The organism is Citrobacter sp. A316 (genome assembly GCF_002042945.1).
In the GTDB taxonomy this organism is placed as follows: domain Bacteria; phylum Pseudomonadota; class Gammaproteobacteria; order Enterobacterales; family Enterobacteriaceae; genus Citrobacter; species Citrobacter portucalensis.
Genome location: NZ_MVFZ01000019.1, coordinates 1 through 24858, shown reverse-complemented (window position 1 = coordinate 24858; position 24858 = coordinate 1). Strand labels below are relative to the sequence as shown.

Sequence of the window (24858 nt, the reverse complement as noted above, 5' to 3'; positions counted from 1 at the left end):
GGGTTCGTTATCTATTAGTTGAAATCAGATAATTATATGAGTATTAGACCTGCATATCTCGCATTGCTTCTGGCAATCTATTTTCCTGTGGTGAATGCACGGAGTGTTGAGTTTAATACTCATCTTTTAGATACTGATAATAAAAAGAATGTGGATTTGTCAGCCTATTCTAAAGAGGGTTATGTTGCCCCTGGTGAATATATTCTTGATGTTGTTCTTAATGGCCAGACGATTAAAGAACAACAGGTTGTTAATTTTTATTTAAATCAGGATAAGAGTAACAGCTTTGCCTGCCTTACGCCGTCATTGATTGAGCTGATGGCGCTCAAAAATGAAGTCAAAGATAACCTGTCATTTTACCCGGGAACGCAGTGTGTCAATCTTACTGCCCCTGACAGCAGTGTCGTATATTCTCCTGACAGCCAGACTTTATCTGTGACGGTGCCACAGGCCGACCTGTTGTATCAGGATGATGAATGGTCTCCACCTGCTCAGTGGGATAATGGAGTCAACGGTTTTATTTTTGACTATAACCTGCTTGGCAGCCGCTATATGCCGCACCAGGGGGATACCAGCAGTAATTACAGTTTATACGGTACGTCAGGACTGAATCTTGGTGCATGGCGCTTACGTTCTGATTACCAGTACAACACGACCAGGGGAAGTGGCGAAAACGAGTCATCACTGACTTTCCCACAAACGTACCTCTTTCGTCCCGTTCCTTCACTCTAGGCCAGACTGGTGATGGGGCAAACGTATCTCAACTCCGATATTTTTGACACGTTCCGTTTTAGCGGAGTATCACTTGCCAGCGACGAGCGTATGCTGCCCCCGTCGTTACGTGGCTATGCGCCACAGATAACCGGGATCGCACAAACCCATGCCCAGGTTACCGTATCCCAGAATGGACGTATTCTCTGGCAGTCTCAGGTACCTGCGGGTCCCTTTGTGGTGCCGGGATTAAGCGAAACGGTCCGTGGAAACCTTAATGTGACCGTCCGGGAAGACAACGGTCAGGTACATACCTGGTAGGTGAATACCGCCAGCGTCCCGTTTCTTACCCGCAAAGGAAACGTACAGTTTAAAACCTCAGCAGGGAAACCTCTGGTCTACGCTGGTAGCAGCCACACCGTTGAGCCGCTGTTCTCAACCGGCGAGATGACATGGGGAGCATTTAACAATACATCCCTTTATGGCGGCTTTATTGCCAGTGATGGCGATTACCGTGCGCTGGCTCTGGGCGTCGGCGAAAACATGGGGATACTTGGGGCTGCGTCATTTGATGTCACACAGTCGGTGGCACAGATACAAAACCAGCCTCAGCAGACCGGTTACAGCTACCGTTTTAATTACGCTAAAACCTTCGATAAAACGGGCAGTACTATCGCATTTGCCGGGTACCGTTTTTCTGAAAAAAGCTTTATGTCGATGAGCCAGTATATAGACCGTTCGAATGGCTACGGTTCGTCACTGGCAGAAAAACAGAGCTATGTGCTTACGTTTAATCAGTCCATCAGCTCACTCGGGCTGAACGTTCTGTTCTCCGTGAGTCATCAGAATTACTGGAACAGTAATGCCAGTGAGAACTATACCGCATCACTGAATAAGATCTTTAACCTTGGTCCTTTCCAGGGAGCAACTGCTTCACTGTCTTTGGGGCGTAATCGCACCTTACTTAATGAACAGGATAATCAAATTTATCTTTCATTAACCCTGCCCTGGGATACCCGACGGCAGGTTAGTTACAGCATGCAGCACGACAGTAACGGGCGTATGAATCAGACCGCAACCCTCTATAACCGCCCGTCGGATAAAACCTCCTGGAGCCTGGGAGTCGGTCAACAGCGTGATGAAGGGCAGCAGGAAGGTACGTTGCTGAACGGCAATATTCAGACAATGACGCCATACGGGCAGGGCAATGCGAACCTCAGTATGCTGAGCCAGCAGTACAGGAGCTTAGGTCTCAACTGGTATGGTTCCTTCACGGCCACGCGTTATGGCGCCGCGTTCCATCAGAATATGGCGGAAAACGATCCCCGGCTGATGATTGATACCGGGGATGTCGCGGGGGTACCTGTTGATAATGATAACGGTGTTACCAACCGCTTTGGTATCGCGGTTGTACCGGCTGGCTCAAGCTATGAACGCTCAGACATTGCCGTTGATATTACTGCCCTGCCTGCAGATATCAGCGTGTCGGGTAATGTCATCAGTAAAGTGCTGACCGAAGGGGCGATCGGATACAAGAAAATTGTGGCCACGAAAGGCGGTCAGTTGATAGGGACTATCCGCCTGGCCGATGGTTCGTTCCCGCCCCTCGGTACGCAGGTGAAAAGCCACAAAGGTAAGGTTCTGGGTATTATCGGCGATCAGGGTTTTACCTACCTTTCCGGGATCAGCCATGACGATCGCAATGATGTCAGCCTTGCCTGGTCACAGGGGCAATGCAGATTACAGCTTCCTGAAAATTCGGACCTGACGTCGGGTGTACTGTTGTTACCCTGCCATTAATGGAGATAAGAAGTGTTATCTAAACGCGTTAATAAACTGTTTGCGTCGCTTGTTGTTGGTCTTTCGCTGGTCAGTGCCGGTACTGCTAATGCGGCTGTAAATATTGACCGGACCCGAATCGTTATGGGAGGGGCTGACAAATCACTGGCAATCACGTTGACCAATCAGAGTAAAACCCAGCCTTATCTGGCACAGTCATGGATCGATGATGCCAGCGGCAAACGCTCAGAATCATATTTACTGGCGTTACCGCCTTTACAGCGAATTGATGCTGGCAAAAAAACGCAGGTCAGAATTATGGCCTTACCGGCTACGGCTTCTCTGGCTAAAGACCGGGAAACACTTTTCTACTTTAACGTCAGAGAAATTCCGCCAAAAAGTGACAAGGAAAATGTGCTGCAAATTGCCCTGCAGAGTCGGCTGAAGCTGTTTTATCGTCCTGATGGCATAAAGAAAAAGGCCAGTGACCGTGTTGAGGAAAAAATCACGGTAACGCGTCAGAATGATAAGCTGGTGCTAAATAATCCAACGCCCTACTATATTACACTGGGGTATTTAGGTGCAGATAATAAAGGGAGCTTTCCCGGGTTTGACAGTATTATGATAGCCCCTTTCGCCTCGCAGGATTTTAACGCTAAATTTAATGGTGACACCCTGAGTGTAGGATATATCGATGACTTTGGTGGTCTTCATATTAATCAATATCATTGTGCCGGTACACTGTGCAGTCTGAAAAGAAAATAATCGGCCCTTAACTCCATAATATTTATTTTCCATGCCAATGGAGAAGCTTCGGGGGTATCACATGTTAAGAATTATATTGCTGTTATTTATTTTTGGCGGTGGCTATCTCACGATATTTCCGGCCAGAGCAGCACTCCCACCTAGCGGTGCCAGCTGTGCTTTCGGTGGCGGAGGTCAGTTGAATCTGACTATCCCAAAGATGGCAATTCCTGCAGATACGCCAAATGGAACCGTTCTGTATACTTCACCTAAAATAACTACAAGAATACATTGTGAGGCTCAGGTACGGACCCGAATCGTAGTTGCAACAACGGCAGATTATAATGAATTTCTAAGCAAAAGAAATGGTGTGAGACTGACCGTTTATATTGACGGGGTTGCATACGATAGTCCAGGGACTCGGGATATTGGTTACACAAGTTACGGTCCTAATGCAACTTTAGATAAGGATGTACCTATATGGTTTGATATCAAAGTTGATAGTAGTATGGGGCAAATTCCTGTTGCGGGAACATTGTTATCTGGCGGGTTTCAGAGTATGTATGTGATGCCTTACTTTGATTATGCCGCCCCAAGGGGAATCATTAATCTGTATACCCCGAATATAACCTATATCCCCTGCACAATGGACGTGTCGGTTATCCCAGATACGATTGACTTTGGCGCGGTTAAAATGAGTGATATGGAAAAAGGGATGAAGTTACAAAGGAAATTCACCACGTTAATTAAGAAGAGTAAAGGGTGTACCATTGCTGTCAGCGCACCATTTGGTATTAATATGTACTTTGACCCAGCCACTCCGGTGATTAATGCGGATGGATCTCTCAACCTGAATAACGGGTTAGGATTATCAATTTCAGATACTTCCGGGAAATATATTCCTTATAACAGCGCCTGGAATATTGATGATGTAAAAGTGGATTCAATCCTGAAAAACTATTTCACTGCAAACTTACAAAAGGTATCGGGTCAGGACGTTAAAACTGGTCCTTTCAGCGCTGACGTAGTAGTAAGGCTTAATTTTTACTGAAATTCCAGGCCGCTCTTTCGTCATACGGAATGACGACAACAATAACCGGAGGCAGTATGGCACTCCCTCCGGTTTCAGAATTATTTCTGTCGCGACTCAAGCCAAACCAGCGCCAGCGTGGAGAGTGCGCACATCAGCAGAATGCCGACAAACCAAAACAGATACCACATCGTACAGTCCTCTCTAGTAAAGTTCGTGATTGTGGCGGCGGATCGTTTCTACGTTGATTCGTCCCAGCATTTTGTAATAACTCCACACGGTATAAAGCAGAACGATCGGTAGAAAAATCAGCACAATAACCAGCATGATACTGAGTGTCATCTGGCTGGAGGTGCTGTCCCACACCGTCAGGCTGGAGAGCGGATACGCGCTGGAAGGCATCACAAATGGAAACAGGGTGATTCCGGCGGTGAAGATCACGCAGGCCTGGGTCAGTGAAGCGCACAAAAATCCCCATACGGTCCGACGCTGCCCGCAGGCATAGATCGCGAGCATCGGGAAAATCATGCCAAGCAGCGGAATAATTAACAGCAGCGGTGACTGATAAAAATGCGCCATCCACGCGCCCGGTGAGGTAGTAACCATTTTTAATAGCGGGTTGGAAGGGCCATTAGGATCCTGAGTAAGTAGCACATAGCCGTCGATCCCCGTCCATAGCCAGTAACCGGCTAACAGGAAGCAGAGCACTATTAGCATCGCGCTGCGACGGGTAGCAGAGAGCGCGCGTTGCTGAAGAATGCCGTCGGTCTTCAACTGGAGCCACACGCCCCCTTGCAGAATAACCAGCATCAGGCTTAATGCGCCGCACAGCAGGGCAAAGGGTGAGAGTAACTGCCAGAAAGTGCCCAGGTATTGCACATGAAGCTGTGGTGTGAAGATAAAAGGCACGCCCAAGAACAGGTTGCCGAACGCGACGCCGAAGATAACAGGAGGGACCAGGCTCCCGATAACCAACCCGGTGTCCCACATAGCACGCCAGCGTGCATTGGCTATTTTGCCGCGATAATCAAAGGCCAACGGGCGAAAGAAAAGGGCGCACAGCACCAGGATCATCGCCACATAAAACCCCGAAAATGCGGCGGCATAGACCCGCGGCCAGGCCGCGAATAATGCACCGCCCGCCAGAATGAGCCACACCTGGTTGCCTTCCCAGTGTGCCCCGACGCTATTAATCAACACCCGTCGCTCATCATCGTTTCGCGCGATCAGCGGCAACAGGCAGCCGACCCCCATATCAAATCCGTCAGTGATCATAAAGGCCACCAGAATGATGCCAATCAGCAGCCACCAAATGAGCCGCAACGTTTCATAATCCAACATGATTGTCTCCTTTATCCCTGTTGTTGCGCTGGTTGCTGGTTATGCATTGCATCTGGACCAAGGCGTGCGTATTTCTGCATCAGGTAGACTTCGGCAATTAAAAACAGGGTGTAAAGCGTGAGAATGAGCCCCATGGAGAAGGCCAGTTGGCCTGCGCTTAACGCGGAGTGGGCGTACCAGGTCGGCAAAATATCCTGAATCGCCCACGGCTGACGGCCAAACTCCGTCATAAACCAGCCAGCTTCGATGGCAATCCACGGGAGCGGCAGGCTCCATAGCGTCATGCGCAGTACCCAGCGATGCTGGTCGATACGCCAGCGTAAGGTCTGTATCAACGCAATCGCCATCACTAGTAGCAGAAGTGAGCCGCATGCAATCATGATGCGAAAGCTCCAGAACACGGGGGCCACTTGTGGAATGGCGCCGCGTTGCGCGGCCTGATATTGCGCTGGTGTAACGTGGTTCATGTCAGGCGCGTAGTTCGCCAGCAGGATGCCGTAACCCAGATCTTTCTCCACAGCGTGAAAAGCGTTCAGTACCTGAGGCGTGCGGTTACCTCTGGCGATTTCCTGCATCAGCAGCCACGCTTCCCGGCCCCGCTGCAGGCGGGGGAGCGCGTCCGCCATCAGGTTTTTCAGTCCAGGAACCGGCGTATCTAACGAGTGGGTCGCAAGGATACCCAGCAGGGCCGGTATTTTCACCGCGAAGGCGTTACGCTCTTGCTCCTGCTGCGGCCAGGCGATGACATGAAAGGGCGCGGGGGCCGGTTCGGTTTGCCATTCGCCCTCCATTGCCGCCAGTTTTACCGGCTGGAGCTGGGCGACCTCATAGGCTGAGCTATCACCCAGTTGTAGCGTGCCGAGGATAGCCAGCGTGCCAAAGACGGAACCCACCGCGAAGGAACGCCGGGCGAACTCGCGATTGCGACCACGCAGCAAATACCAGGCGCTAATGGACATCACAAACATGGCACCGGTGACATAACCGGACATCACGGTATGCACAAATTTCACCTGGCTGACGGGGTTAAAGACCAGCTCGCTAAAGCTGCTCATCTCCATGCGCAGAGTATCAATATTAAAGTGAGCGCCTGTTGGATATTGCATCCAGCCGTTGGCGTTGAGGATCCACAGGGCCGAGATATTGGAGCCAAACGCGACCAGCCAGGTCACCAGTAAATGCTGATACTTGTTTAAGCGCTGCCAGCCGAAGAAGAACAGTCCAACGAAGGTGGATTCAAGAAAGAAAGCCATCAAGGCTTCCATCGCCAGCGGAGCGCCAAAAATATCGCCTACATAGTTGGAATAGAGCGACCAGTTAGTACCGAACTGAAACTCCATGGTCAGGCCGGTTGCCACGCCGAGCGCAAAGTTAATACCGAATAGCTTTCCCCAGAAACGCGTCATGTCGCGGTAGATTGTTTTGCCGGTCACCACGAACAGGGTTTCCATGATGGCCAGCAAAAAAATCAGCCCCAGCGTCAGGGGAACAAACAGAAAATGGTACAGCGCGGTCAGCGCAAACTGCCAGCGCGATAGGTCAATGACGTCCCACATGCGAACTCCATCAGGCATTAGAGAGTGAATAGGTAAGGAACAAAACGCCAGACCCGCAGTAGAAAAGTACGCGGGTCTTAAAGAGGGGGATCAGGCAGGCGGGCCGGATGCCAGCCAGCCGCAGACTTCATTCAGGCGCTCGAGCGAGTCGAGCAAATCTTCCGGTGCGGCCAACACCAGTTCCGGCAACGGACAGATCTCATAACTCTCAAGCAAAAGCCCTTTCAGGGTATCCAGACAGCGAACATGCCAGACATGGCGCAGCGCCGTGGCGTCGATTTGGCTCTCGCCGTAGCCGATGGTGCGGATTTGAATGCGCCCTTCGCCACACAGGCGGGCGAGGAACAGGCGATCCGCGTCGCTAATCGGCAGTTGGGTGAGGTTAATGCTATGGGGTTGCGTTGCCGGATCGCGCACGTGCGCCAGCAGTTCCTGGGCCAGCGTCAGGCCATTCATCAACCCATCTATAGGCGGAGGCAGCAGGCTATCGTCCGGCAGCGTATTGATTGTTGCCGCCTGCCACAGCGCCCGTGGCGCACTACCTGCTTCCAGATGTTCCTCCCATTGCCCCTTGTCATTCTGACAACGCCCCCGCCAGATGCCGCAGAAAATCGACTCCTGAATCTCGCTCGCCCTGCCGTCAGCATGCTGGATGCGCACGGAAACTTCGCCTTCGCCGAGCAGTGTATTCAGAAAGGTGAGATCGTCTGCATTGAGCGCGGATAAATCCCATCCCAGCACCTCCTGTTTGGTGGGAATTCTCCGGGCGAGCTGGTGGCGTACGTCGGCTAACAATGCCATTACCGCCGGGCTGTGCGGACAGTTTTCCAGTGATGCCATGCTGGGGTCGCTGTTGACCTGACAGGTGAGGGGCAAGGGATTCATGTTGAAGCTGTCATCGCCCGGCTGCGTTCCCGGTCCCAGCAGATGAAAAAAGGAATCGCTCATCATGCAGACTCCGGCGGTATACGTTCTTCAACGAGGGGACGCATCAGGGTGAGCAGGTCGGCCCACGAGTGGATGCCGCTGAGAATGCCGCGCAGCTCGCCTTGGGTAAATACCAGGGTTGCCGGGAAACGGAACACGCCAAAGCGATCGCCGATCGTCTCGCTGTGTTCAAGATCCGCCATGGCGATGTGCCAGTCAAACTGGGGAAACGCGCGGAGCAACTCGGCAATCATGACCGGGTTATCGCTGACTTCCGGCGTGCGGCGGGGATCGCTACTGAGCAGGACCACGCCATCACGCACGCGGGTTACCCAGTCATCCAGTTCAGATGCCGTCAGAGGTTGCCAGCCCTTAGCCAGCATACGTTGCCACAGCGCAGCAAATGGTTTGTCATTCAACATGCTAATTATCTCTCCAGCGTTACGCGATACTGACGAATACGCACGCCTTCATAGTTTTCCATCGACAGACACTCATAGTTCAGGCAACGTGCTTGATCGCTTGTCTGTGGCGCAATGCCCCACGCGGCCAGTTGCGTAAGCGCGGCCTGTTCCGCCGCCGGGAGCTGTGCGCGCGCGATGTCGGTCAGGCTGCCGCCATAGTCGTCCAGCTGTACTGGCTGTAGCCCAACCAGAGCGATGTGCGCGGGGAGATGACCGCGAATATCCGCCAGAGCCAATACTTCAGAGAAGCTGTTCTGATGCAGACTCATTTTTTTGGCGCTGAGGTAGCTCGGGACTTTTTCACCGGCGTAAGTTTGCAGGGTTCCCGGCTCAAGTCCGTAGTCGATGGCGTCCAGCAGCAGCAAATGGCTGGCCTGCTCAACGTAGCCCAGCAGATTCAGTCCCTGCGTGCCGCCGTCGACAATCTCTACCCATTCTGGCCAGTGATAGTGGGCGTACAGGCGCTCGGCGAGGCGAATACCAAACCCTTCATCCGCCCACAGCAGGTTGCCTAAACCCATCACGATGACGTTAGGTTCGCTCATGACGCCTCCTTGTCGTGCTGGCCTTTGGGAAATTTATGGCTACGAAAGCCGTTAATCATGGTTGAGATGACGGTCTCGTCAGACATGATGTCTTCACGAATCGCCATATACACATGGCCTACGATGAAAGCGGCGATGAACCACATCCCCAACCGATGCCAGCTGTGGATATCGAGAGAGTTCCCGCCGGTCCAGTAGAAAAACTCCGTCACATAGCGGAAAGGGGTAAAAATGGCGTACTGGCTATGTTCGCTGTATAAGGCAAAACCGGTGAGGATCATAAAAACGGAAAGCAGGAAATAACCGCACATCGCCGCCTGCGCGATGGGGTTATGACCGATATCATCTCCCGGTTTTTTTTCCAGAAACAGATACCAGCGCACCACCGAATACGCACCCTGCCACCAGCTGCGCCGCCAGACCGGCACGATAAACAGTTCACGTGAATAACGGTTACCGACGAAGGCCCAGTAAATGCGCATCAGCAGTATCACCGTGAACACCATGGCGGTGGCGAAATGTACCAGTCGGATGTCGCCCATATAGAACAGATAAGTGGCCTCACCGCTGACCGACGGCAGCGGTCGGCCAATGAAGTATCCGGTCACCATCAACACCAACATGCAGCCCACTGTCAGCCAGTGCCACAAGCGTACTGGCGCTTCAAACACATAGTGGCTGGTGGCGGTATCGCGCGCCTCCCCGACGCGTGGGGATGTTTTTCCAGTCATCGTTCCGTTCCTTAACGCTTAGCGAACCTGGACGGCGATAAGTTCGCTGCCGTCGTCGCCGAGTACATGGGTTGAACATGCCAGGCAGGGGTCGAAGCTGTGCAGGGTGCGCAGGATCTCCAGCGGTTGATCCGGTATCGCCATTTGGGTGCCCATCAGCGCCGCCTCGTAAGCGCCAATTTGTCCCTTCGGATCGCGCGGGCTGGCATTCCAGGTGGTCGGAACCACGCATTGATACAGGTCGATCTTCTGGTCGCGAATCGATGCCCAGTGGCCTAATGCTCCGCGCGGCGCTTCGGTAAAACCGATCCCGCGACAGTGCTGCGGCCAGCTTGCAGGCTCCCATTTTTCGGTATTTGCGGTCGCCAGATTGCCGTTTTTCAGGTTGGTCATCAGCTTGTCGAAGAAATATTGCAGCTTGCTCACGGCCCACTGCGCTTCGTGCGCGCGGCACAAAATACGCCCCAGCGTTGATTGCATACCCGACAGCGGCAGCTTGAGGGCAGACATCATGCGATCCACGGATTCAATCGTGGCGGCATCCCCTTTGTGATAGGCAATCAGCGTACGTGCCAGCGGCCCAACTTCCATAGCGTGTCCGCGCCAGCGCGGGGCTTTAATCCACGAGTAGCGTTCCTGTTCGTTGAGCTGTTTGATATCGGTATCGCTGCCTTTGACATCGCCCGGGTTATACCAGGGTTCAGTAATCCCTTCGAACGGATGACGACCTAATTGATCGTCCGGATAACGATACCAGGCATGATCGACAAACTCCTGAATTTGCTGCTGATCGTCCAGATCCACCGGCATGACGTTGTTAAAATCACCGTTAATCACCGCGCCGCCAGGCATCAACAGACTCTTGTCGCTGAAGTCATTGGCGATATCCGGGAACGCGCCGTAGCTTAAAACGCACTTATCAGAAAGCCCGGTGCCAATCTGGCTCCAGGGTTTATTGAACTGGCCGATAGCCAATGCGTCAGGCACCATGACATTGTTGATGAAGTCGGCGGTGCGGGTGATGATCGACTGCACCAAGTTCAGGCGTTCCATATCGACTGCGCCAACCGCGCCGCTCTGATCGATATTGATAGCGCATGGCATACCGCCGACAATCCAGTTCGGATGCGGATTCTTACCGCCAAACACCGTATGGATTTTGATGATCTCGCGCTGAAAATCGAGCGCTTCCAGATAGTGGGCAAAGCCCATCAGGTTGGCCTCTGGCGACAGCTTGTACTGCGGATGTCCCCAATAACCGTTGCGGAAAATCCCCAGTTGACCACCTTCGACAAATTTCTTCAGGCGATTTTGAACGTCAAAAAAGTAGCCCGGAGAAGACATCGGCCAGGCTGAAAGGCTTTGTGCCAGCTGTGATGTGGCGCGCGGGTCTGCTTTCAGGGCATTCAGCACGTCAATCCAGTCCATTCCGGCTAACTGGTAAAAGTGCACCAGATGGTCGTGGCACCACAGCGTCGCCAGCATAATATTGCGAATGATATTGGCGTTGTCGGGCACCTTGATGCCAATGGCATCTTCAATGGCATAGACCGAAGCGAGCGCATGTACACCGGTGCACACCCCGCAAATTCGTTCGACAAACGCCCAGGCATCGCGCGGGTCGCGCCCTTGTAGAATGATTTCCAGCCCGCGGAACATGGTGCCGCAGGAAACTGCGTTGGTGATGATGTTCTGCTCATTAATGTTCACTTCACAACGCATATGGCCTTCGATGCGCGTGATGGGGTCGACAACCAGGCGGCGACCGGCATTATTGACCGTATATCCCTGGGTTTGATACGAATTGCTCATGCCTGTTTATCCTTATGGTCTGGCGACTGTTGTCCGGCGTCTTTTAATTGCTGTTTGTGGCGGTTGTGTTGATTGACGGCGCTGGCGACCGCGTGGATGCCGACACCGGCCGCCACGACGCCAAGCGCGGTGAGGCCCACGGTATCGGCGGTTGAATGCGTTCCCATCTGTGGAATATCGACCACGCGGCTGTAGAACGAACCGCGATCCCAGAAGCCGTTTTCTGAACATCCCAGACAACCGTGGCCGGACTGGATGGGGAAGGAAACGCCGCCATTCCAGCGGGTGGTGGAGCAGGCGTTATAGGTGGTTGGCCCTTTGCAGCCCATTTTGTACAGGCAATAGCCTTTGCGAGCGGCGTCATCGTCCCAACTCTCAACGAATTCCCCGGCATCAAAGTGGGCGCGGCGGTAGCATTTGTCGTGGATACGTTGACCATAGAACATCAGCGGACGCCCAAGACGGTCGAGTTCAGGCAGCCTGTCAAACGTTACCAGGTAGGTAATGATGGCGCTCATGACATCCGGAATCGGCGGGCAGCCGGGCACTTTCACGATCGGCTTATCGGTGATCACCTTATCGATCGGCGTAGCCTGGGTGGGGTTAGGCCGGGCTGCCTGCACGCAGCCCCAGGAGGCGCAGGTTCCCCAGGCGATAATCGCGCTGGCACCTGCGGCGGCTCGTTTTAGCTTTTCAATAAACGGACGCCCACCGCTAATGCAAAACATCCCTTGCTCGCCCAGCGGAGGGTTGCCTTCGACTGCCAGAATATATCGGCCGTGGTAGCGGCTCAGAATGTCTTCAAATACCTCTTCGGCCTGCGTTCCGGCGGCGGCCATCAGGGTGTCGTCGTAATCGAGGGAAATCAGGGAGAGGATGACGTCTTTGGCAAGTGGGTGAGAGGAGCGGATAAATGATTCGGTGCAGCAGGTGCATTCCAGCCCGTGGATCCAGACTACCGGGATCCGGGGTTTGTTCTCCAGTGCCCAGGCAATTCTGGGCGTCATTCCGGCTCCCAACCCCAGCGATGTAGCGGCGAGGCTACAATATTTGAGAAAACTACGTCTGCTCACGCCTTTGCGGCGCATCGCCTGATAAAAGGTCTCCTCGTTATTCGTATTCATAACACGCGTTTCTTCCCCCGTTGAGTTCTGGCGCATGCCGCCAGCGATATCTAAAAAAGCGTATCCGATCGGAGTAGAGAAACAATGCAAAGAGTGTGGTTATGTCCTATTGCGATATTTTCGTGCCTGTTATCTGTTTTTCGCTTTCCAGGAATAAAAAAACGCACAGGGGGGACCGCCCTGTGCGTCGGGTTTATCGCGGAAGAACTTAAACCCCAAGGCGATCGCGTAGGCTGTAATATGCCGCCCCCATGGCGGTAAACGGAATGCGCAGGCTCCGGCCTCCCGGGAACGGGTAGTGCGGCAGTTTGGCAAACGCGTCAAAGCGCTCGGCATCTCCGCGCAGCAGTTCGGAAATCAGGCGCCCTGCCAGGTGGGTACAGGTCACGCCGTGGCCGCTGTAGCCCTGCATATAGTAAATGTTGGTATCAAGACGGCCGAACTGCGGCATGCGAGACAGCGTTAACAGGAAATTACCGGTCCAGCGGTAATCAATTTTTACCCCCTGCAATTGCGGGAAGGTCTTCAGCAGTTTCGGCATTACCAGACGCTCAATATCATCCGGATCGCGAGCGCCGTAGACTACGCCACCGCCGTACAGCAGGCGGTTATCGCCGGTCAGACGGTAGTAATCGAGTAGGTAGTTACAATCTTCCACACAGTAGTTTTTCGGGATCAGCGAACGCGCCATCTCCGCCGACAGCGGTTCGGTGGTTAACACTTGCGTGCCGCACGGCATGCTGCTTTTTGCCAGCGCAGGTTCCAGTTTGTCTCCGAGGTAGGCGTTGCCCGCGACGATCACAAAGCGGGCCGTCACCTGGCCTTTTTCAGTGCTGACCACCGCCGGGCTGGTGTGCTGAATACGGGTGACTGGCGACTGTTCAAAGACGCGCCCACCGTTCAGACGAATGGCGTTAGCTTCGCCAATCGCAAGGTTCAGCGGATGAATATGGCCGCCGCTGTGGTCCAGCAGCGCACCGACATATCGATCGCTGCTGACTTCGCGGCGAATTTCGCTGCTGTCTAACAGTTCAAGCTGCGTGTTGCCGTAGCGTTCCCAGTTCGACTTCTGCTCTTCCAGCGTTTCCATCTGCTTGTGGTTCAGCGCCACAAACAGCCCGCCGGGGCGATAGTCACATTCGATCTGATAACGCTTGATGCGTTCGCGGATGATATTGCCGCCTTCAAACATCATGCTGCCAAGCATTTTGGCGGCGTCCGGGCCATAGGTACGTTCGATAACGTCGATATCGCGACTGTAGGAGTTCACCAACTGACCGCCGTTACGTCCGCTGGCCCCGAAGCCAATACGCGCGGATTCCAGTAACACCACGTCATAACCCATTTCCGCTAAATGCAGGGCGGAGGAGAGTCCGGTATAACCACCGCCCACGACGCAAACATCACAGCTAACCGATTCGCTAAGGGTCGGAAACGGTTCGTATTGATTGGCGCTTGCGGCGTAATAACTGCTGGTATGTTCAGTCATGATTAAGACTCCAGGGAGATCCAGATGGTTTTCAGTTCGCTAAATTTTTCCAGCGCATGCAGGGACTTATCGCGCCCGTTACCGCTTTGCTTATAACCGCCGAACGGCACGGTCATATCACCGTCGTTGTAGTTATTCACGAAGACAGAACCGGCTTTCAGGCGACGGCTCATACGGTGGGCGCGCGATAAATCGCGGGTCCAGACCGCAGCACCCAGGCCGTAGTCACTGTCGTTGGCTAGCGCCAGGGCTTCGGCTTCACTGCTAAAACGGGTGACGACCAGTACCGGGCCGAAGATTTCATCACGGCTAACGTGGGCCTGCGGTGCGGTATCGACAAAAATAGTCGGGCCGATAGCGGCCGGATGTACGTGGCTGCGGCCATCCAGCGCCAGCGTGCCTTGCGCTTCGCCGTCGCGAATAAAACCGTGCACGGTGTCAGCATGCGCATTGTCGATAAGCGTGCCCATCGTGGTTTCCGGATCCAACGGGTTGCCAGGCTGCCAGTTTTTCGCCTGCTCTTTCAGCAGGGCGATGAACTCGTCGGCAATACTCTCTTCCAGCAGCAGGCGCGTTCCGGCGATACAAACCTGGCCCTGGTTATAGAAGATACCTGCCGCTGCATTAGCGGCGGCTTTCGGCAGATCCGGGCAGTCAGCAAACACGATGTTGGCACTTTTACCTCCGGCCTCCAGCCAGACGCGTTTCATGTTGCTGTCGCCCGCGTCTTTGAGGAGTTGCTTGCCGGTGCGGGTCGAGCCGGTAAAGGTGATCACATCAACATCCGGGTGCTGTGACAACGCCTGGCCCGCTTCGTGACCATACCCGCTAACAACGCTGAGAACGCCATCGGGCAAACCTGCTTTTTTAGCCAGCGCAGCCAGGCGAATGGCGGTCAACGGTGATTTTTCGGAAGGCTTGAGGATCACGCTGTTGCCCGCCGCCAGTGCCGGGCCGAGTTTCCAGCAGGCCAGCAGCAGAGGAAAATTCCACGGGACGATGGCCGCAATCACGCCCACCGGTTCGCGGACAATCAGCGCCAGATCGTTCACCGAGGTGGTGGCAACTTCGCCATAGACTTTATCAATGGCTTCGGCGTACCAACGGATAGCGCGGGCCGCGCCGGGAATATCATCACGCAGGCTATGGCGAATCGGTTTACCGGTATCGAGCGTTTCCAGTAGCGCCAGCTCCTCGTGATGCTGCTCCATTAAATCGGCGAGTTTGTGCAGTGCCGCTTTGCGCTCTGCGGGTGAGGCTTGCGACCAGTCTCCGCGTTCAAACACGGTACGGGCTGCGGTGACCGCGCGGTCCACATCCGCTTTTTTACCGCGGGCGACTTTAGCCAGAGGACGTTGTCCTGCCGGATCCAACGTAATAAAGGTTTCGTTATCGGCGGCGGCGCAATATTCGCCGTTAATAAATAAACGGGTTTCTGGTGAATAATGGCTGGCTTTCTCACGCCAATATTTAAAATTCTGAAAGTTCATAGCTACTCCTTTTATATCAATAAGATAAAGTTCGTTGCTGATCTTTTTCAGGCAAAATCAGGCTGCACGATGCCCCAGGGATGTACCCTGTTAATGCGCGTTATTTAAGAAGGCCTGAGAAACTCAGGCCGCTACTTATTAGAAAGTGGTGGGAGTGTGGGCACTGATGATGCGGCAGATCCCTGCCGAGGTGTTGCTGAAGCTGTGAGGTATGCCGGTATTAATGGCATAACTTTGCCCAGCAACAAGAGGATACGTTTGACCGTTGATGGTCAGTATCACTTCACCTTCCAGTATTGTGCCAATCTCTTCACCCTGGTGTTTAATTCTCTCCCCGGTTGTCGTGCCCGGCTGATAGGTTTCAAACATCATTGCCAGCGTACGATTCGGATTTCCGTTGTGTACCAGCTTCATGGATACTCCCTGACTCCCGATCTCAATCAAATCATCCTGATTGATAACCACCTGCGGTTCGTCAGGCTTTTCCGGTTCCGCGAAGAACTCGGAGAGCGACAGCCCATATACTTTCAATAGCTTTTGCAGCGTACTGATGGCAGGACTGACTTTATCCTGCTCTATGGTGCTGATGGCGCTATGCGTTAACCCAGACAGTTCGGCGGCACGACGCTGCGAAAGACCCAATTGCTGGCGGATCTCTGACAAACGTTTACCCGGCGCCAGGCCGTCATCGCTCATAATTGCATTTCCTTAACTGTAGTGGTCAGAGTCGCTGTTTTTCAGCGAGGTGGTTCTGACAAGCGGTGATAAAACCTTCAAGTAACAAACGCGACAGGGCGTATTCGCTACTGTTCCATTCCGGGTGCCACTGCACGCCGAGCGCGAAAGGATGGTCATGCACGCTGGCTGCTTCCACTAATCCATCCTGCGAGCGTGCTTCCACGCGCAGCTGCGGGCCAAGGGTTTTTGCGCCCTGACCATGCAAGGAGTTAACCCAAAACGTGCTGCAACCTGGTATTAACTGAGATAGCAATCCTCCCTGTTGAACCTGGACTTCATGAGATGGCGCATATTGCTGCTCCACCGGGAGTTCCGCATCTTCACGATGTTCCAGAAACTGTGAGTGATCGCACAGGCGACGATACAGAGTCCCGCCAGTGGCGACAACTAATTCCTGTAAGCCCCGGCAGATGGCGAAAATGGGAATGCGCCTTTCGAGTCCGGCGGTAATTAGCGCCATGCTCAGAAGATCACGCCCGGGATCGGCGTCAGACTCATCGCCATTTTCACCATAGAGGTGCGGCTGCACATTGCTTGGGCTTCCTGGCAGGAAGATACCATCCAGTTTCGGTAACAGCGCGTTTAGCAATTCGGGTTCCGCGAGCGCATGGGGAAGCGCTATCGGTAATCCACCGGCATTTAATACCGCATTCAGGTACTTTTCTTGCAGAGTCTGGGTCTGGTGACCCTTAAGCCTGTTCCTACACATCACTACACCAATAACTGGCTTGTCAAATATATTGCCCATGATCGACCTCACGTTTTGGAATAAATTATTGCCAAACGGTTCCTTGTTGTGCCATTCCGTTCATTATTTTCTCAATCTAGCAGCGAAATAACCTTCCAGCAAACTTAATTTAACATTTGACAAACAATTTGTTTGCATCCAGAGTCGAAGGGTGGACATTATATTTAACAGTCAAATCACAGAACAGCTTACCAGGCCAACGGCGGTGAATCATGGAAACCAATATCGTAGAAGTTGAGAATTTTGTTCAGCATTCTGAAGAGAGACGAAGTAGCGCGTTTGCACGCGAAGTTAAGCAGTATCTGGAACGCTATCCTAATACGCAGTATGTGGATGTGCTGTTAACCGACCTTAATGGCTGTTTTCGCGGTAAACGCCTTCCCGTTGCGGGATTGCATAAGTTAGAGAAAGGCTGCTATTTCCCGGCATCCGTTTTCGCGATGGATATTCTGGGCAATGTGGTGGAAGAGGCGGGATTAGGTCAGGAGCTTGGTGAACCGGATCGGACCTGTGTACCTGTGCCTGGTACGTTAACCCCTTCGGCTGCCGATCCGGAATTTATTGCGCAGATGATGCTGACGATGCTGGATGAAGATGGCGCTCCCTTTGACGTTGAGCCGCGGAACGTTCTTAACCGACTCTGGCAGAAACTTCGCCAGCGCGGTTTGTTCCCCGTCGTAGCGGTAGAGCTGGAGTTCTATTTACTCGATCGTAAGCGCGATCCCGAAGGTTATTTGCAGCCGCCGTGCGCGCCGGGAACGGACGACAGAAATACCCAAAGTCAGGTTTACTCGGTTGATAACCTGAACCATTTTGCTGATGTGCTGAACGATATCGATGAACTGGCCCGTTTGCAGCTGATCCCGGCTGACGGCGCGGTGGCTGAAGCCTCCCCAGGGCAGTTTGAAATCAACCTCTACCATACCGACAACGTGCTCGACGCCTGCGATGACGCACTGGCGCTGAAACGTCTGGTACGGCTGGTGGCGGAAAAACATAAGATGCATGCCACGTTTATGGCAAAGCCTTATGAGGAGCATGCCGGTAGCGGGATGCATATCCACATCAGCGTCATGAACAATAAAGGCGATAACGTGCTGGCCGATGCGAATGGCGATGATTCTATGTTACTTAAGCGTGCGCTTGCCGGGATGATTGATCTGATGCCCGCGTCAATGGCGCTGCTGGCGCCGAATGTAAACTCCTACCGCCGCTTCCAGCCGGGGATGTATGTTCCGACTCAGGCTTCCTGGGGGCACAACAACCGTACGGTGGCGCTGCGTATTCCTTGCGGCGACCGTGATAACCATCGGGTTGAATATCGCGTAGCGGGGGCTGATGCCAACCCGTATCTGGTGATGTCGACCATCCTGGCGGGGATCCTTCACGGTCTGGATAACGAATTGCCATTGCAGGAAGAAGTAGAAGGCAACGGACTGGAGCAGGAAGGGCTACCGTTCCCGATCCGCCAGAGTGATGCGCTGTGGGAGTTCATGCAAAACGATCATCTGCGTGAGTTGCTCGGGGAGCGGTTTAGCCATGTGTATCACGCCTGTAAAAACGATGAGCTTATCCAGTTTGAACGTCTGATAACCGACACTGAAATTGAGTGGATGCTGAAAAACGCCTGACCGTTGTACAGGTCATTGAAAAAGAAGTCGCATCATGCGGGCTGAGCGGAGCCAGCCCGTAAAAATTGCAGGAATACCTGCCATTTCCCGGATGTCGCGTAATGGAGCGCGGGCGACAACGGGTCTTCAGATAACCGACAGAGTTTGTGACGAGGAAATGTGATGATGCCAATGTTTAAAAACCCGCCCCGCGTGAGCATCCATGGCTCCCGCAGCAAGTACGGACCGCATCTGTGCCGTACAACATTGATGCCTTTCTTATGGCTTTCCTCCCCGACACGACCCAGGTCTGCAGTACCCACGTTTCGAACGCAGATCTGGACTCGTCGCGGGGAGGGAAGCTATGTCGACTAATTCTTCTGCGGATCTCTCTGCTCAGCCGGGCAAAGCACAGCTGCGTAAATCCCTGAAGCTGTGGCAGGTGGTGGTGATGGGGCTGGCCTATCTCACGCCGATGACGGTGTTTGACACCTTTGGCATTGTTTCGGGTATCAGCAATGGCCATGTTCCGGCCTCTTACCTGCTGGCTCTGGCAGGAGTACTGTTTACTGCCATCAGTTACGGAAAGCTGGTGCGCCAGTTTCCACAGGCCGGTTCGGCCTATACTTATGCGCAAAAAGCGATCAACCCACATGTCGGGTTTATGGTTGGCTGGTCGTCACTGCTTGACTACCTTTTCCTGCCGATGATTAACGTACTCTTGGCGAAAATTTACCTTTCTGCGCTGTTCCCTGGGGTTGCTCCTTGGATTTGGGTGGTGATGTTCGTCGCGATCCTTACCGCAGCCAATCTGAAAAGCGTTAATCTGGTGGCGAACTTCAATGCGCTGTTTGTCCTGGTGCAGGTCGCAATAATCGTGGTGTTCATTTTCCTTGTGGTACAGGGGCTGCACAAAGGGGAAGGGGTCGGGACCGTCTGGTCGCTGCAACCGTTTGTCAGCCAGAATGCGCATTTAATCCCGATTATCACCGGGGCGACCATCGTCTGCTTCTCGTTTCTCGGCTTTGACGCGGTGACGACCCTCTCTGAAGAGACGCCGGATGCTGCGCGCACCATTCCAAAAGCTATTTTCCTTACCGCGCTGTACGGTGGGCTGATCTTCATTGCCGCCTCATTCTTTATGCAGCTGTTCTTTCCGGACATTAGCCGATTCAAAGACCCGGATGCGGCGCTGCCGGAGATTGCGCTGTACGTCGGCGGCAAACTGTTCCAGTCTATTTTCCTGTGTACCACCTTTGTGAATACGCTGGCGTCAGGTCTGGCGTCGCATGCCAGCGTTTCGCGTTTGCTGTACGTGATGGGCCGCGATAACGTCTTCCCGGAGAAGTACTTTGGTTATGTCCATCCCAAATGGCGTACTCCCGCGTTGAACGTCATCATGGTCGGTATTGTGGCGCTGTCAGCTCTGTTTTTTGACCTGGTGACAGCCACGGCGTTGATTAACTTTGGTGCGCTGGTGGCCTTTACGTTTGTTAATCTCTCGGTGTTTAACCACTTCTGGCGTCGTGAAGGACGCAAGCATACCTGGCAGGAGAAGTTGCACTATCTGGTATTGCCGATGGTCGGTGCCGCCACGGTTGCCGTACTGTGGGTGAATCTGGAAGTTACATCGCTGACACTGGGTCTGGTATGGGCCGGCGTTGGGCTGGTGTATCTCGCCTGGCTGACCGGACGTTTTCGCAAACCGCCGCCGCAGTTTGACGCCGCGAAAACCGAACGGGCATGGGAGTGATGGATACGGAATCGGTCGACGTGTTTGGTTGAGTTGGCTTAAAAATGAAACACGGTATGTCGCGGCAAACGATCGCGGCATACCTGCTTTAATTAATGTACTGCTTACTTTAGGGAATAAAAAAACCGGCACGGGAGCCGGTAAGTGAATCAATGTAGGAATATCATTATTATTATAATTACTGAATTATAATTCAGCCAACTCAATAGGAACGGGTTTCCCTATATGGTATCCCTGTAACCAACCAATACCCATCGTAATTAGCATCTTTTCAATTTCCTCATTTTCAACAAACTCAGCGACTACTTCCATGTTTTTGAGTTTTGCTACTTCGCAGAAGGATCTGACAGCGCATCGACTAAATTCATCGGTCAGTATATTACGGATGAAGGAGCCATCAATTTTCAGAATATCTGCATCTAACGTTCGTAGTCGTGAATAGCTTGACGCTCCTGTGCCAAAATCATCAATAGCAATTTTAGAACCGGCTTTACGTAGTGCTCTCAGAACATCAGTGACATTAGCGTTGTCAATGATATCTGACTCAATGACTTCAAAGATTATACGTTCAGGTGCGATTGAGTATTTTCTAAATAGTGTGAAAACATTATCAAGAAAATCGATTTTATTAAGTGAATCTGGCGTCAGATTAATGGAGAAATGACTGTTCGGGTCAGATTTCTGCCGTGACTGTATAAAACGAAATGTTTGCTCTATGACAGTGATATCCAGCGCAGGAAGTAATCCTGCCTCGCGAGCAACCGGTAGGATGGTATCTGGAAAGATTAACTTACCATCAACCATTTTTATCCGAATAAGTATCTCGTGATAACGTGTCAGTCCCGTGGTTGAAACGATCGGCTGAACAACCAGCATCGTTGATACGATGGGTTGAGCCATAAGCTCAAACGACTTTCTGTCAATTGCTTTTTGCAACATATGACGAATGACAGCCTGACTGACAATTTTATCACCTGGCACTTGCGGGCTGAGTAACAACGGTTGCCCCTGCATTAACGAGATGTAGCTTTGGGTATTAAGATGCTTAATTGCTTGAGATAAATTTTTAATCAGGTTTTTCTCGGTGGTATATGCCACACCACAAGATAGCCCTAATTGGTAGTCCTTCCAGATAAAACGAAAAGAGTTTAGCTCTTTGTAAAAATCAGGAATGTCAGGGACAGCATTAAGGCGAAGAATTATTCCATGACCTGGTGCGTAATAAATATCACCTGTACCCTTAATCAATTTACGTACATATGCGCTTAGCGCTTTTACAAATTCAAAACGGAATTCTATTCCATGAGTTTGCTCAAGCGTATTCAACTCTGTACAACGGATGTAACACAAGCACTCTGTTGCGTGTTTACGGATGTCCATTTGCAGGGCCTGAAAGTTAGGCAGTCCGGTGTTAGGCTCTGATCTAAAAAGTTGTTTGAGGCGGCGGAGATATTTTCGGTTACGGACTACAAGTACACCGGTAACAACAATCGTAAGAGAAAAGACAAACACTATCGTTGAGGAAATCACGAGACTGTGTAAATAACTATTATAGTTAGCAGGCGGAATATAACTGTTTATATAATATCCCAACAGGATGAGCATTGTTACCCAGACAGGGGATATAAAAGCATGGCCAATGCAGATCACTCCCCATAGCATTACTGGAAGTAACCACAGTAATGAATAGTCTGTAAATATAAGAATATCTTCTCTGATGACGATCAAAGCGGACATAATGCAGAGTAACAGCACCAGCCATAATACTTGATACAGGATAGGAGGGCCGGATTTTATCAACGCCTTCACTTGTCTGGTGTATAGAATGCACCATGCAGGATTTTGAACGCTTCTAAGCAACAGATAACAAAAAGGGATGCCAGTCAGGCAAGAGTTCATCAACCACTGTAAGTTTATTAATGTTTGCAGTGTAAAAAGGTTTGCGATCGGTGCAGAGGCAGTGTTCGATTGGAACCAGTGATCAATCGAGATGAATAGTAAGGCGTTGAAACACACGAGCCAGATAATACGCAGGATTGTAAGCTGGCTACGACCAAAGCTAACCGCGCCTCGTTTGCCTGTCGAGAAAAAGTAGAGTGTCTGGCTAATGAGAGCAGCCAGTAGCTGAGCCGTTAGCGTGAATACCGAAGATAAAGAGTAAGAGTAAAGCGCATACAAGAAAAAGGCACCCAAAATGGGCAGCGCCTTTTGCCGGTATAAAACCAGCAGTGCAGAAATGAGAGGTAAAGTGAGATCGTAAAAATGCAGTGTTATACCCGCAACATCCTCCTGCTTACTGAGATGACCAGCGACCAACTGTAATGCAAAAAACGCGATGCCGACACAAAAATAGTCTCTAAATGTATTAATGAAATTTATATTTTCCGTTTTTCTTAGCAATATCATCATTCGCAATTCTCAGTGATTTATCACCGTTATCGATTTAAGCTATCTACTTAAAGCAGGTTAGACTGGAGGTTTGAAATGTGTATTTTTGGATGTTTTCGCTAATTGAAAACCATTCTAAAATATGTTACATGAATTTTTTAAAGGTAACCCTCGATAATTTCCCTGTGTTTCACAACGCAGGGGAGAACAATCTTTGTGGCTGTGCTGATAATAAAAACTCCGTCAGCAGCCATTATTTAAGACAGAATATACGATCGATAATAACGATCAATATAAATCTTTTGATAGATTTTATCGATAGGTTTAGCAGATCATAAATACCACGAAAGATCGATGAAAGCTATTAAAGTGTTATATTTTAATGGTACTTATTTCGCAAATGTTAATTGAATGCTTTGTTTATTAAAAATTAACCTACGGAGGCATCTTTCTAAGGGAATCATTCTGTCATTGTGAGGAAAGTGAGTTTCCCCACCTTCCCACAACACACTCAATTGTTAATCATTAACGAGGCTGCTGCTGCGTTGCGCAGTGAATGCCGCCGCCGCCAGCCGCAATGCCATCAATGTTCAGTTGTATAATTTCACGATCGGCAAACAGCTCCTGCAAAATAGCGTGGGTATTACGATCGGTGCGCTTATCGCCAAATTGCGGTGCAATGACGGCATCATTACACAGATAAAAATTGATATACCCCGCGGCGAAATCATCACTCGCATAAGTCTGGCGGATGGTAGAAGGTCCTTCCAGCGTGACTACCTTCAACCGGCGGCCTTTGGCATCCGTGGCGGCCCGTAATATGTCCAGATGACGCCGGGTGATCGCGTAATCAAAGGAAGACGGATCCTGCTCAAGACCCGCCACCACCGTACCCGGATGCGTGAATCGGGCATAAAAATCTGTATGGCCGTCGGTAATATCCTTACCGGCAATACCCGGCAACCAGATGATTTTCTCCAGACCTAGCAGTCGCTTAAGTTCTTCTTCGCATTCGGCTTTGCTGACGCCAGGATTACGGTTGGAATTAAGTACGCAGCTCTCGGAGATGATTGCTGTACCTTCACCATCCACCTCAATACCGCCACCTTCCAGTGTTAGCGCCGAGCGAATAAACTCGGCCTGAACGTAATCAGTAACGAATTCAGCCACATCGGCATCGCGTTCGTGCTCTTGCTTATTCCCCCAGCCATCGAAATTAAATCCCACACCGCCGAGCGCACCGCTGGCGCTTTTCACAAACACCGGCCCGGTGTCGCGGATCCACAGATCGTCTATCGGCTGAACCAGAAGATTGACCGACGGTCCGCACAGACGCGCGGCGAGTTCGCTGTCTTCTTTGCGTACTAACATATTCACGGGTTCAAATGCGGCGATGGTTTTGGCAACTAACGCCAGGTTTTCCTGCACCACCGGCAGCAGATGAGGTTCCCAAATCTCCGCACTGGCACCAAACGCCATCCAGGTTGCCGCATGTGGTGCGCCTTCATCCGGCATTTGCCAGCGGCGGTTCTCTGTTGCGCGGGCAAATTGGCTAAAACTGATGCCTGTCATACCGGCGACTAGCATACTCGTTGAAGTCACCAGACCTTGCCTGACGAACGAACGTCTTGTCATCATAGGGTTAACCTTTGCGAATATTCATCTGATATTGGATGAATAAAATAATAATAGAGAATTAATGTTCTGCGTATTTTAAATATTTAATAATAAATAAATTGATCGCGGGTAAATTTCATGTGGAATATAGCACAGAAGATATATGTTGCAATCTCTTAGTTTTATATGATAAGTGAAATTGACTACTATTAAAATTTCTACACTATATATTTATATATAATTTATATTTATCATTATGAA

19 protein-coding genes and 1 pseudogene are annotated in these 24858 nt (G+C 51.6%); 5 read left to right on the top strand and 15 right to left on the bottom strand.

From position 1 onward, the window contains the following. The first annotated feature begins 42 nt into the window (after nucleotides 1-42). From BZK41_RS20560 to BZK41_RS20550, 3 genes and pseudogenes are all read left to right on the top strand, one after another. A pseudogene (locus tag BZK41_RS20560) lies at nucleotides 43-2511 on the top strand (fimbria/pilus outer membrane usher protein). 12 nt (nucleotides 2512-2523) lie between these two features. Continuing rightward, on the top strand, nucleotides 2524-3255 hold the full coding sequence (locus BZK41_RS20555) for a fimbria/pilus periplasmic chaperone (RefSeq protein ID WP_079939367.1): 732 nt from the start codon (nucleotides 2524-2526) through the stop codon (nucleotides 3253-3255). 61 nt (nucleotides 3256-3316) lie between these two features. After that, the gene (locus tag BZK41_RS20550) at nucleotides 3317-4285 is read left to right on the top strand and encodes a fimbrial protein (protein ID WP_079939366.1); all 969 of its coding nucleotides are present in this window, start codon (nucleotides 3317-3319) and stop codon (nucleotides 4283-4285) included. 80 nt (nucleotides 4286-4365) lie between these two features. Here the strand turns inward: BZK41_RS20550 and cbdX are convergent, their stop codons facing one another. The 13 genes from cbdX to puuD all read right to left on the bottom strand — a co-directional run bounded on the left by cbdX (nucleotide 4366) and on the right by puuD (nucleotide 17229). Then, entirely contained in the window at nucleotides 4366-4455 is a 90-nt protein-coding gene (gene cbdX, locus BZK41_RS20545; RefSeq protein WP_003830863.1) for a cytochrome bd-II oxidase subunit CbdX, read from the bottom strand. A 13-nt stretch (nucleotides 4456-4468) separates the two neighbouring features. Next, on the bottom strand, nucleotides 4469-5605 hold the full coding sequence (appB, locus tag BZK41_RS20540; protein ID WP_079939365.1) for a cytochrome d ubiquinol oxidase subunit II: 1137 nt from the start codon (nucleotides 5603-5605) through the stop codon (nucleotides 4469-4471). Nucleotides 5606-5616: 11 nt separating this feature from the next. After that, the gene (gene appC, locus BZK41_RS20535; RefSeq protein WP_079939364.1) at nucleotides 5617-7161 is read right to left on the bottom strand and encodes a cytochrome bd-II oxidase subunit 1; all 1545 of its coding nucleotides are present in this window, start codon (nucleotides 7159-7161) and stop codon (nucleotides 5617-5619) included. Between the two features lie 90 nt (nucleotides 7162-7251). Continuing rightward, nucleotides 7252-8109, bottom strand: coding sequence for a hydrogenase expression/formation protein (locus tag BZK41_RS20530; RefSeq protein ID WP_079939455.1), 858 nt, complete (start codon nucleotides 8107-8109; stop codon nucleotides 7252-7254). Then, a complete protein-coding gene (gene hyaE, locus BZK41_RS20525) occupies nucleotides 8109-8510 on the bottom strand; it encodes a hydrogenase-1 operon protein HyaE (protein WP_079939363.1) in 402 nt (133 codons plus the stop codon). The genes BZK41_RS20530 and hyaE overlap by 1 nt, the downstream gene beginning before the upstream one ends. Nucleotides 8511-8515: 5 nt before the next feature. Further along, nucleotides 8516-9097: a hydrogenase 1 maturation protease gene (hyaD, locus tag BZK41_RS20520; RefSeq protein ID WP_079939362.1), complete on the bottom strand. Its 582-nt coding sequence runs from the start codon at nucleotides 9095-9097 to the stop codon at nucleotides 8516-8518. Then, nucleotides 9094-9828 carry a Ni/Fe-hydrogenase b-type cytochrome subunit gene (hyaC, locus tag BZK41_RS20515; RefSeq protein ID WP_079939361.1) on the bottom strand — a complete coding sequence of 245 codons (735 nt, stop codon included), beginning with the start codon at nucleotides 9826-9828 and terminating at the stop codon, nucleotides 9094-9096. The genes hyaD and hyaC overlap by 4 nt, the downstream gene beginning before the upstream one ends. Nucleotides 9829-9846: 18 nt before the next feature. Then, nucleotides 9847-11640 carry a Ni/Fe-hydrogenase large subunit gene (hyaB, locus tag BZK41_RS20510; protein WP_079939360.1) on the bottom strand — a complete coding sequence of 598 codons (1794 nt, stop codon included), beginning with the start codon at nucleotides 11638-11640 and terminating at the stop codon, nucleotides 9847-9849. Further along, complete coding sequence (gene hyaA, locus BZK41_RS20505; protein WP_139762638.1) at nucleotides 11637-12764, bottom strand: hydrogenase 1 small subunit; 1128 nt, start codon at nucleotides 12762-12764, stop codon at nucleotides 11637-11639. The genes hyaB and hyaA overlap by 4 nt, the downstream gene beginning before the upstream one ends. Before the next feature lie 208 nt (nucleotides 12765-12972). After that, on the bottom strand, nucleotides 12973-14253 hold the full coding sequence (locus tag BZK41_RS20500) for an FAD-binding oxidoreductase (RefSeq protein ID WP_016155784.1): 1281 nt from the start codon (nucleotides 14251-14253) through the stop codon (nucleotides 12973-12975). Between the two features lie 2 nt (nucleotides 14254-14255). Beyond that, on the bottom strand, nucleotides 14256-15743 hold the full coding sequence (gene puuC / locus BZK41_RS20495) for an aldehyde dehydrogenase PuuC (protein WP_079939358.1): 1488 nt from the start codon (nucleotides 15741-15743) through the stop codon (nucleotides 14256-14258). A 138-nt stretch (nucleotides 15744-15881) separates the two neighbouring features. Continuing rightward, a complete protein-coding gene (gene puuR / locus BZK41_RS20490; RefSeq protein WP_003830877.1) occupies nucleotides 15882-16439 on the bottom strand; it encodes an HTH-type transcriptional regulator PuuR in 558 nt (185 codons plus the stop codon). Between the two features lie 25 nt (nucleotides 16440-16464). Continuing rightward, nucleotides 16465-17229, bottom strand: a complete 765-nt coding sequence (puuD, locus tag BZK41_RS20485; protein WP_043015313.1) for a gamma-glutamyl-gamma-aminobutyrate hydrolase — start codon at nucleotides 17227-17229, stop codon at nucleotides 16465-16467. A 212-nt stretch (nucleotides 17230-17441) separates the two neighbouring features. On the opposite strand from puuD, the gene BZK41_RS20480 reads away from it, so the two are divergent. Next, nucleotides 17442-18860 (top strand): glutamine synthetase family protein, encoded by a 1419-nt coding sequence (locus tag BZK41_RS20480; RefSeq protein ID WP_079939357.1) that lies wholly within the window; start codon nucleotides 17442-17444, stop codon nucleotides 18858-18860. Between the two features lie 343 nt (nucleotides 18861-19203). After that, nucleotides 19204-20592, top strand: coding sequence for an APC family permease (locus BZK41_RS20475; RefSeq protein ID WP_079939356.1), 1389 nt, complete (start codon nucleotides 19204-19206; stop codon nucleotides 20590-20592). Nucleotides 20593-20778: 186 nt separating this feature from the next. Here the strand turns inward: BZK41_RS20475 and BZK41_RS20470 are convergent, their stop codons facing one another. Beyond that, nucleotides 20779-23001 carry an EAL domain-containing protein gene (locus BZK41_RS20470; protein WP_079939355.1) on the bottom strand — a complete coding sequence of 741 codons (2223 nt, stop codon included), beginning with the start codon at nucleotides 22999-23001 and terminating at the stop codon, nucleotides 20779-20781. A gap of 504 nt (nucleotides 23002-23505) precedes the next feature. After that, entirely contained in the window at nucleotides 23506-24618 is a 1113-nt protein-coding gene (locus BZK41_RS20465) for an agmatine/peptidylarginine deiminase (protein WP_079939354.1), read from the bottom strand. Between the last annotated feature and the right edge of the window lie 240 nt (nucleotides 24619-24858).

What these genes read in the sequence shown, in the direction of transcription:
- hyaA (WP_139762638.1), bottom strand. Translation starts at nt 12,764, where the DNA reads ATGAATACGAATAACGAGGAGACCTTTTATCAGGCGATGCGCCGCAAA.
- puuC (WP_079939358.1), bottom strand. Translation starts at nt 15,743, where the DNA reads ATGAACTTTCAGAATTTTAAATATTGGCGTGAGAAAGCCAGCCATTAT.
- BZK41_RS20480 (WP_079939357.1), top strand. Translation starts at nt 17,442, where the DNA reads ATGGAAACCAATATCGTAGAAGTTGAGAATTTTGTTCAGCATTCTGAA.
- BZK41_RS20530 (WP_079939455.1), bottom strand. Translation starts at nt 8,109, where the DNA reads ATGAGCGATTCCTTTTTTCATCTGCTGGGACCGGGAACGCAGCCGGGC.
- hyaB (WP_079939360.1), bottom strand. Translation starts at nt 11,640, where the DNA reads ATGAGCAATTCGTATCAAACCCAGGGATATACGGTCAATAATGCCGGT.
- BZK41_RS20465 (WP_079939354.1), bottom strand. Translation starts at nt 24,618, where the DNA reads ATGATGACAAGACGTTCGTTCGTCAGGCAAGGTCTGGTGACTTCAACG.
- cbdX (WP_003830863.1), bottom strand. Translation starts at nt 4,455, where the DNA reads ATGTGGTATCTGTTTTGGTTTGTCGGCATTCTGCTGATGTGCGCACTC.
- BZK41_RS20550 (WP_079939366.1), top strand. Translation starts at nt 3,317, where the DNA reads ATGTTAAGAATTATATTGCTGTTATTTATTTTTGGCGGTGGCTATCTC.
- puuD (WP_043015313.1), bottom strand. Translation starts at nt 17,229, where the DNA reads ATGGGCAATATATTTGACAAGCCAGTTATTGGTGTAGTGATGTGTAGG.
- appC (WP_079939364.1), bottom strand. Translation starts at nt 7,161, where the DNA reads ATGTGGGACGTCATTGACCTATCGCGCTGGCAGTTTGCGCTGACCGCG.
- appB (WP_079939365.1), bottom strand. Translation starts at nt 5,605, where the DNA reads ATGTTGGATTATGAAACGTTGCGGCTCATTTGGTGGCTGCTGATTGGC.
- puuR (WP_003830877.1), bottom strand. Translation starts at nt 16,439, where the DNA reads ATGAGCGATGACGGCCTGGCGCCGGGTAAACGTTTGTCAGAGATCCGC.
- BZK41_RS20475 (WP_079939356.1), top strand. Translation starts at nt 19,204, where the DNA reads ATGTCGACTAATTCTTCTGCGGATCTCTCTGCTCAGCCGGGCAAAGCA.
- hyaE (WP_079939363.1), bottom strand. Translation starts at nt 8,510, where the DNA reads ATGTTGAATGACAAACCATTTGCTGCGCTGTGGCAACGTATGCTGGCT.
- BZK41_RS20470 (WP_079939355.1), bottom strand. Translation starts at nt 23,001, where the DNA reads ATGATGATATTGCTAAGAAAAACGGAAAATATAAATTTCATTAATACA.
- BZK41_RS20500 (WP_016155784.1), bottom strand. Translation starts at nt 14,253, where the DNA reads ATGACTGAACATACCAGCAGTTATTACGCCGCAAGCGCCAATCAATAC.
- hyaC (WP_079939361.1), bottom strand. Translation starts at nt 9,828, where the DNA reads ATGACTGGAAAAACATCCCCACGCGTCGGGGAGGCGCGCGATACCGCC.
- hyaD (WP_079939362.1), bottom strand. Translation starts at nt 9,097, where the DNA reads ATGAGCGAACCTAACGTCATCGTGATGGGTTTAGGCAACCTGCTGTGG.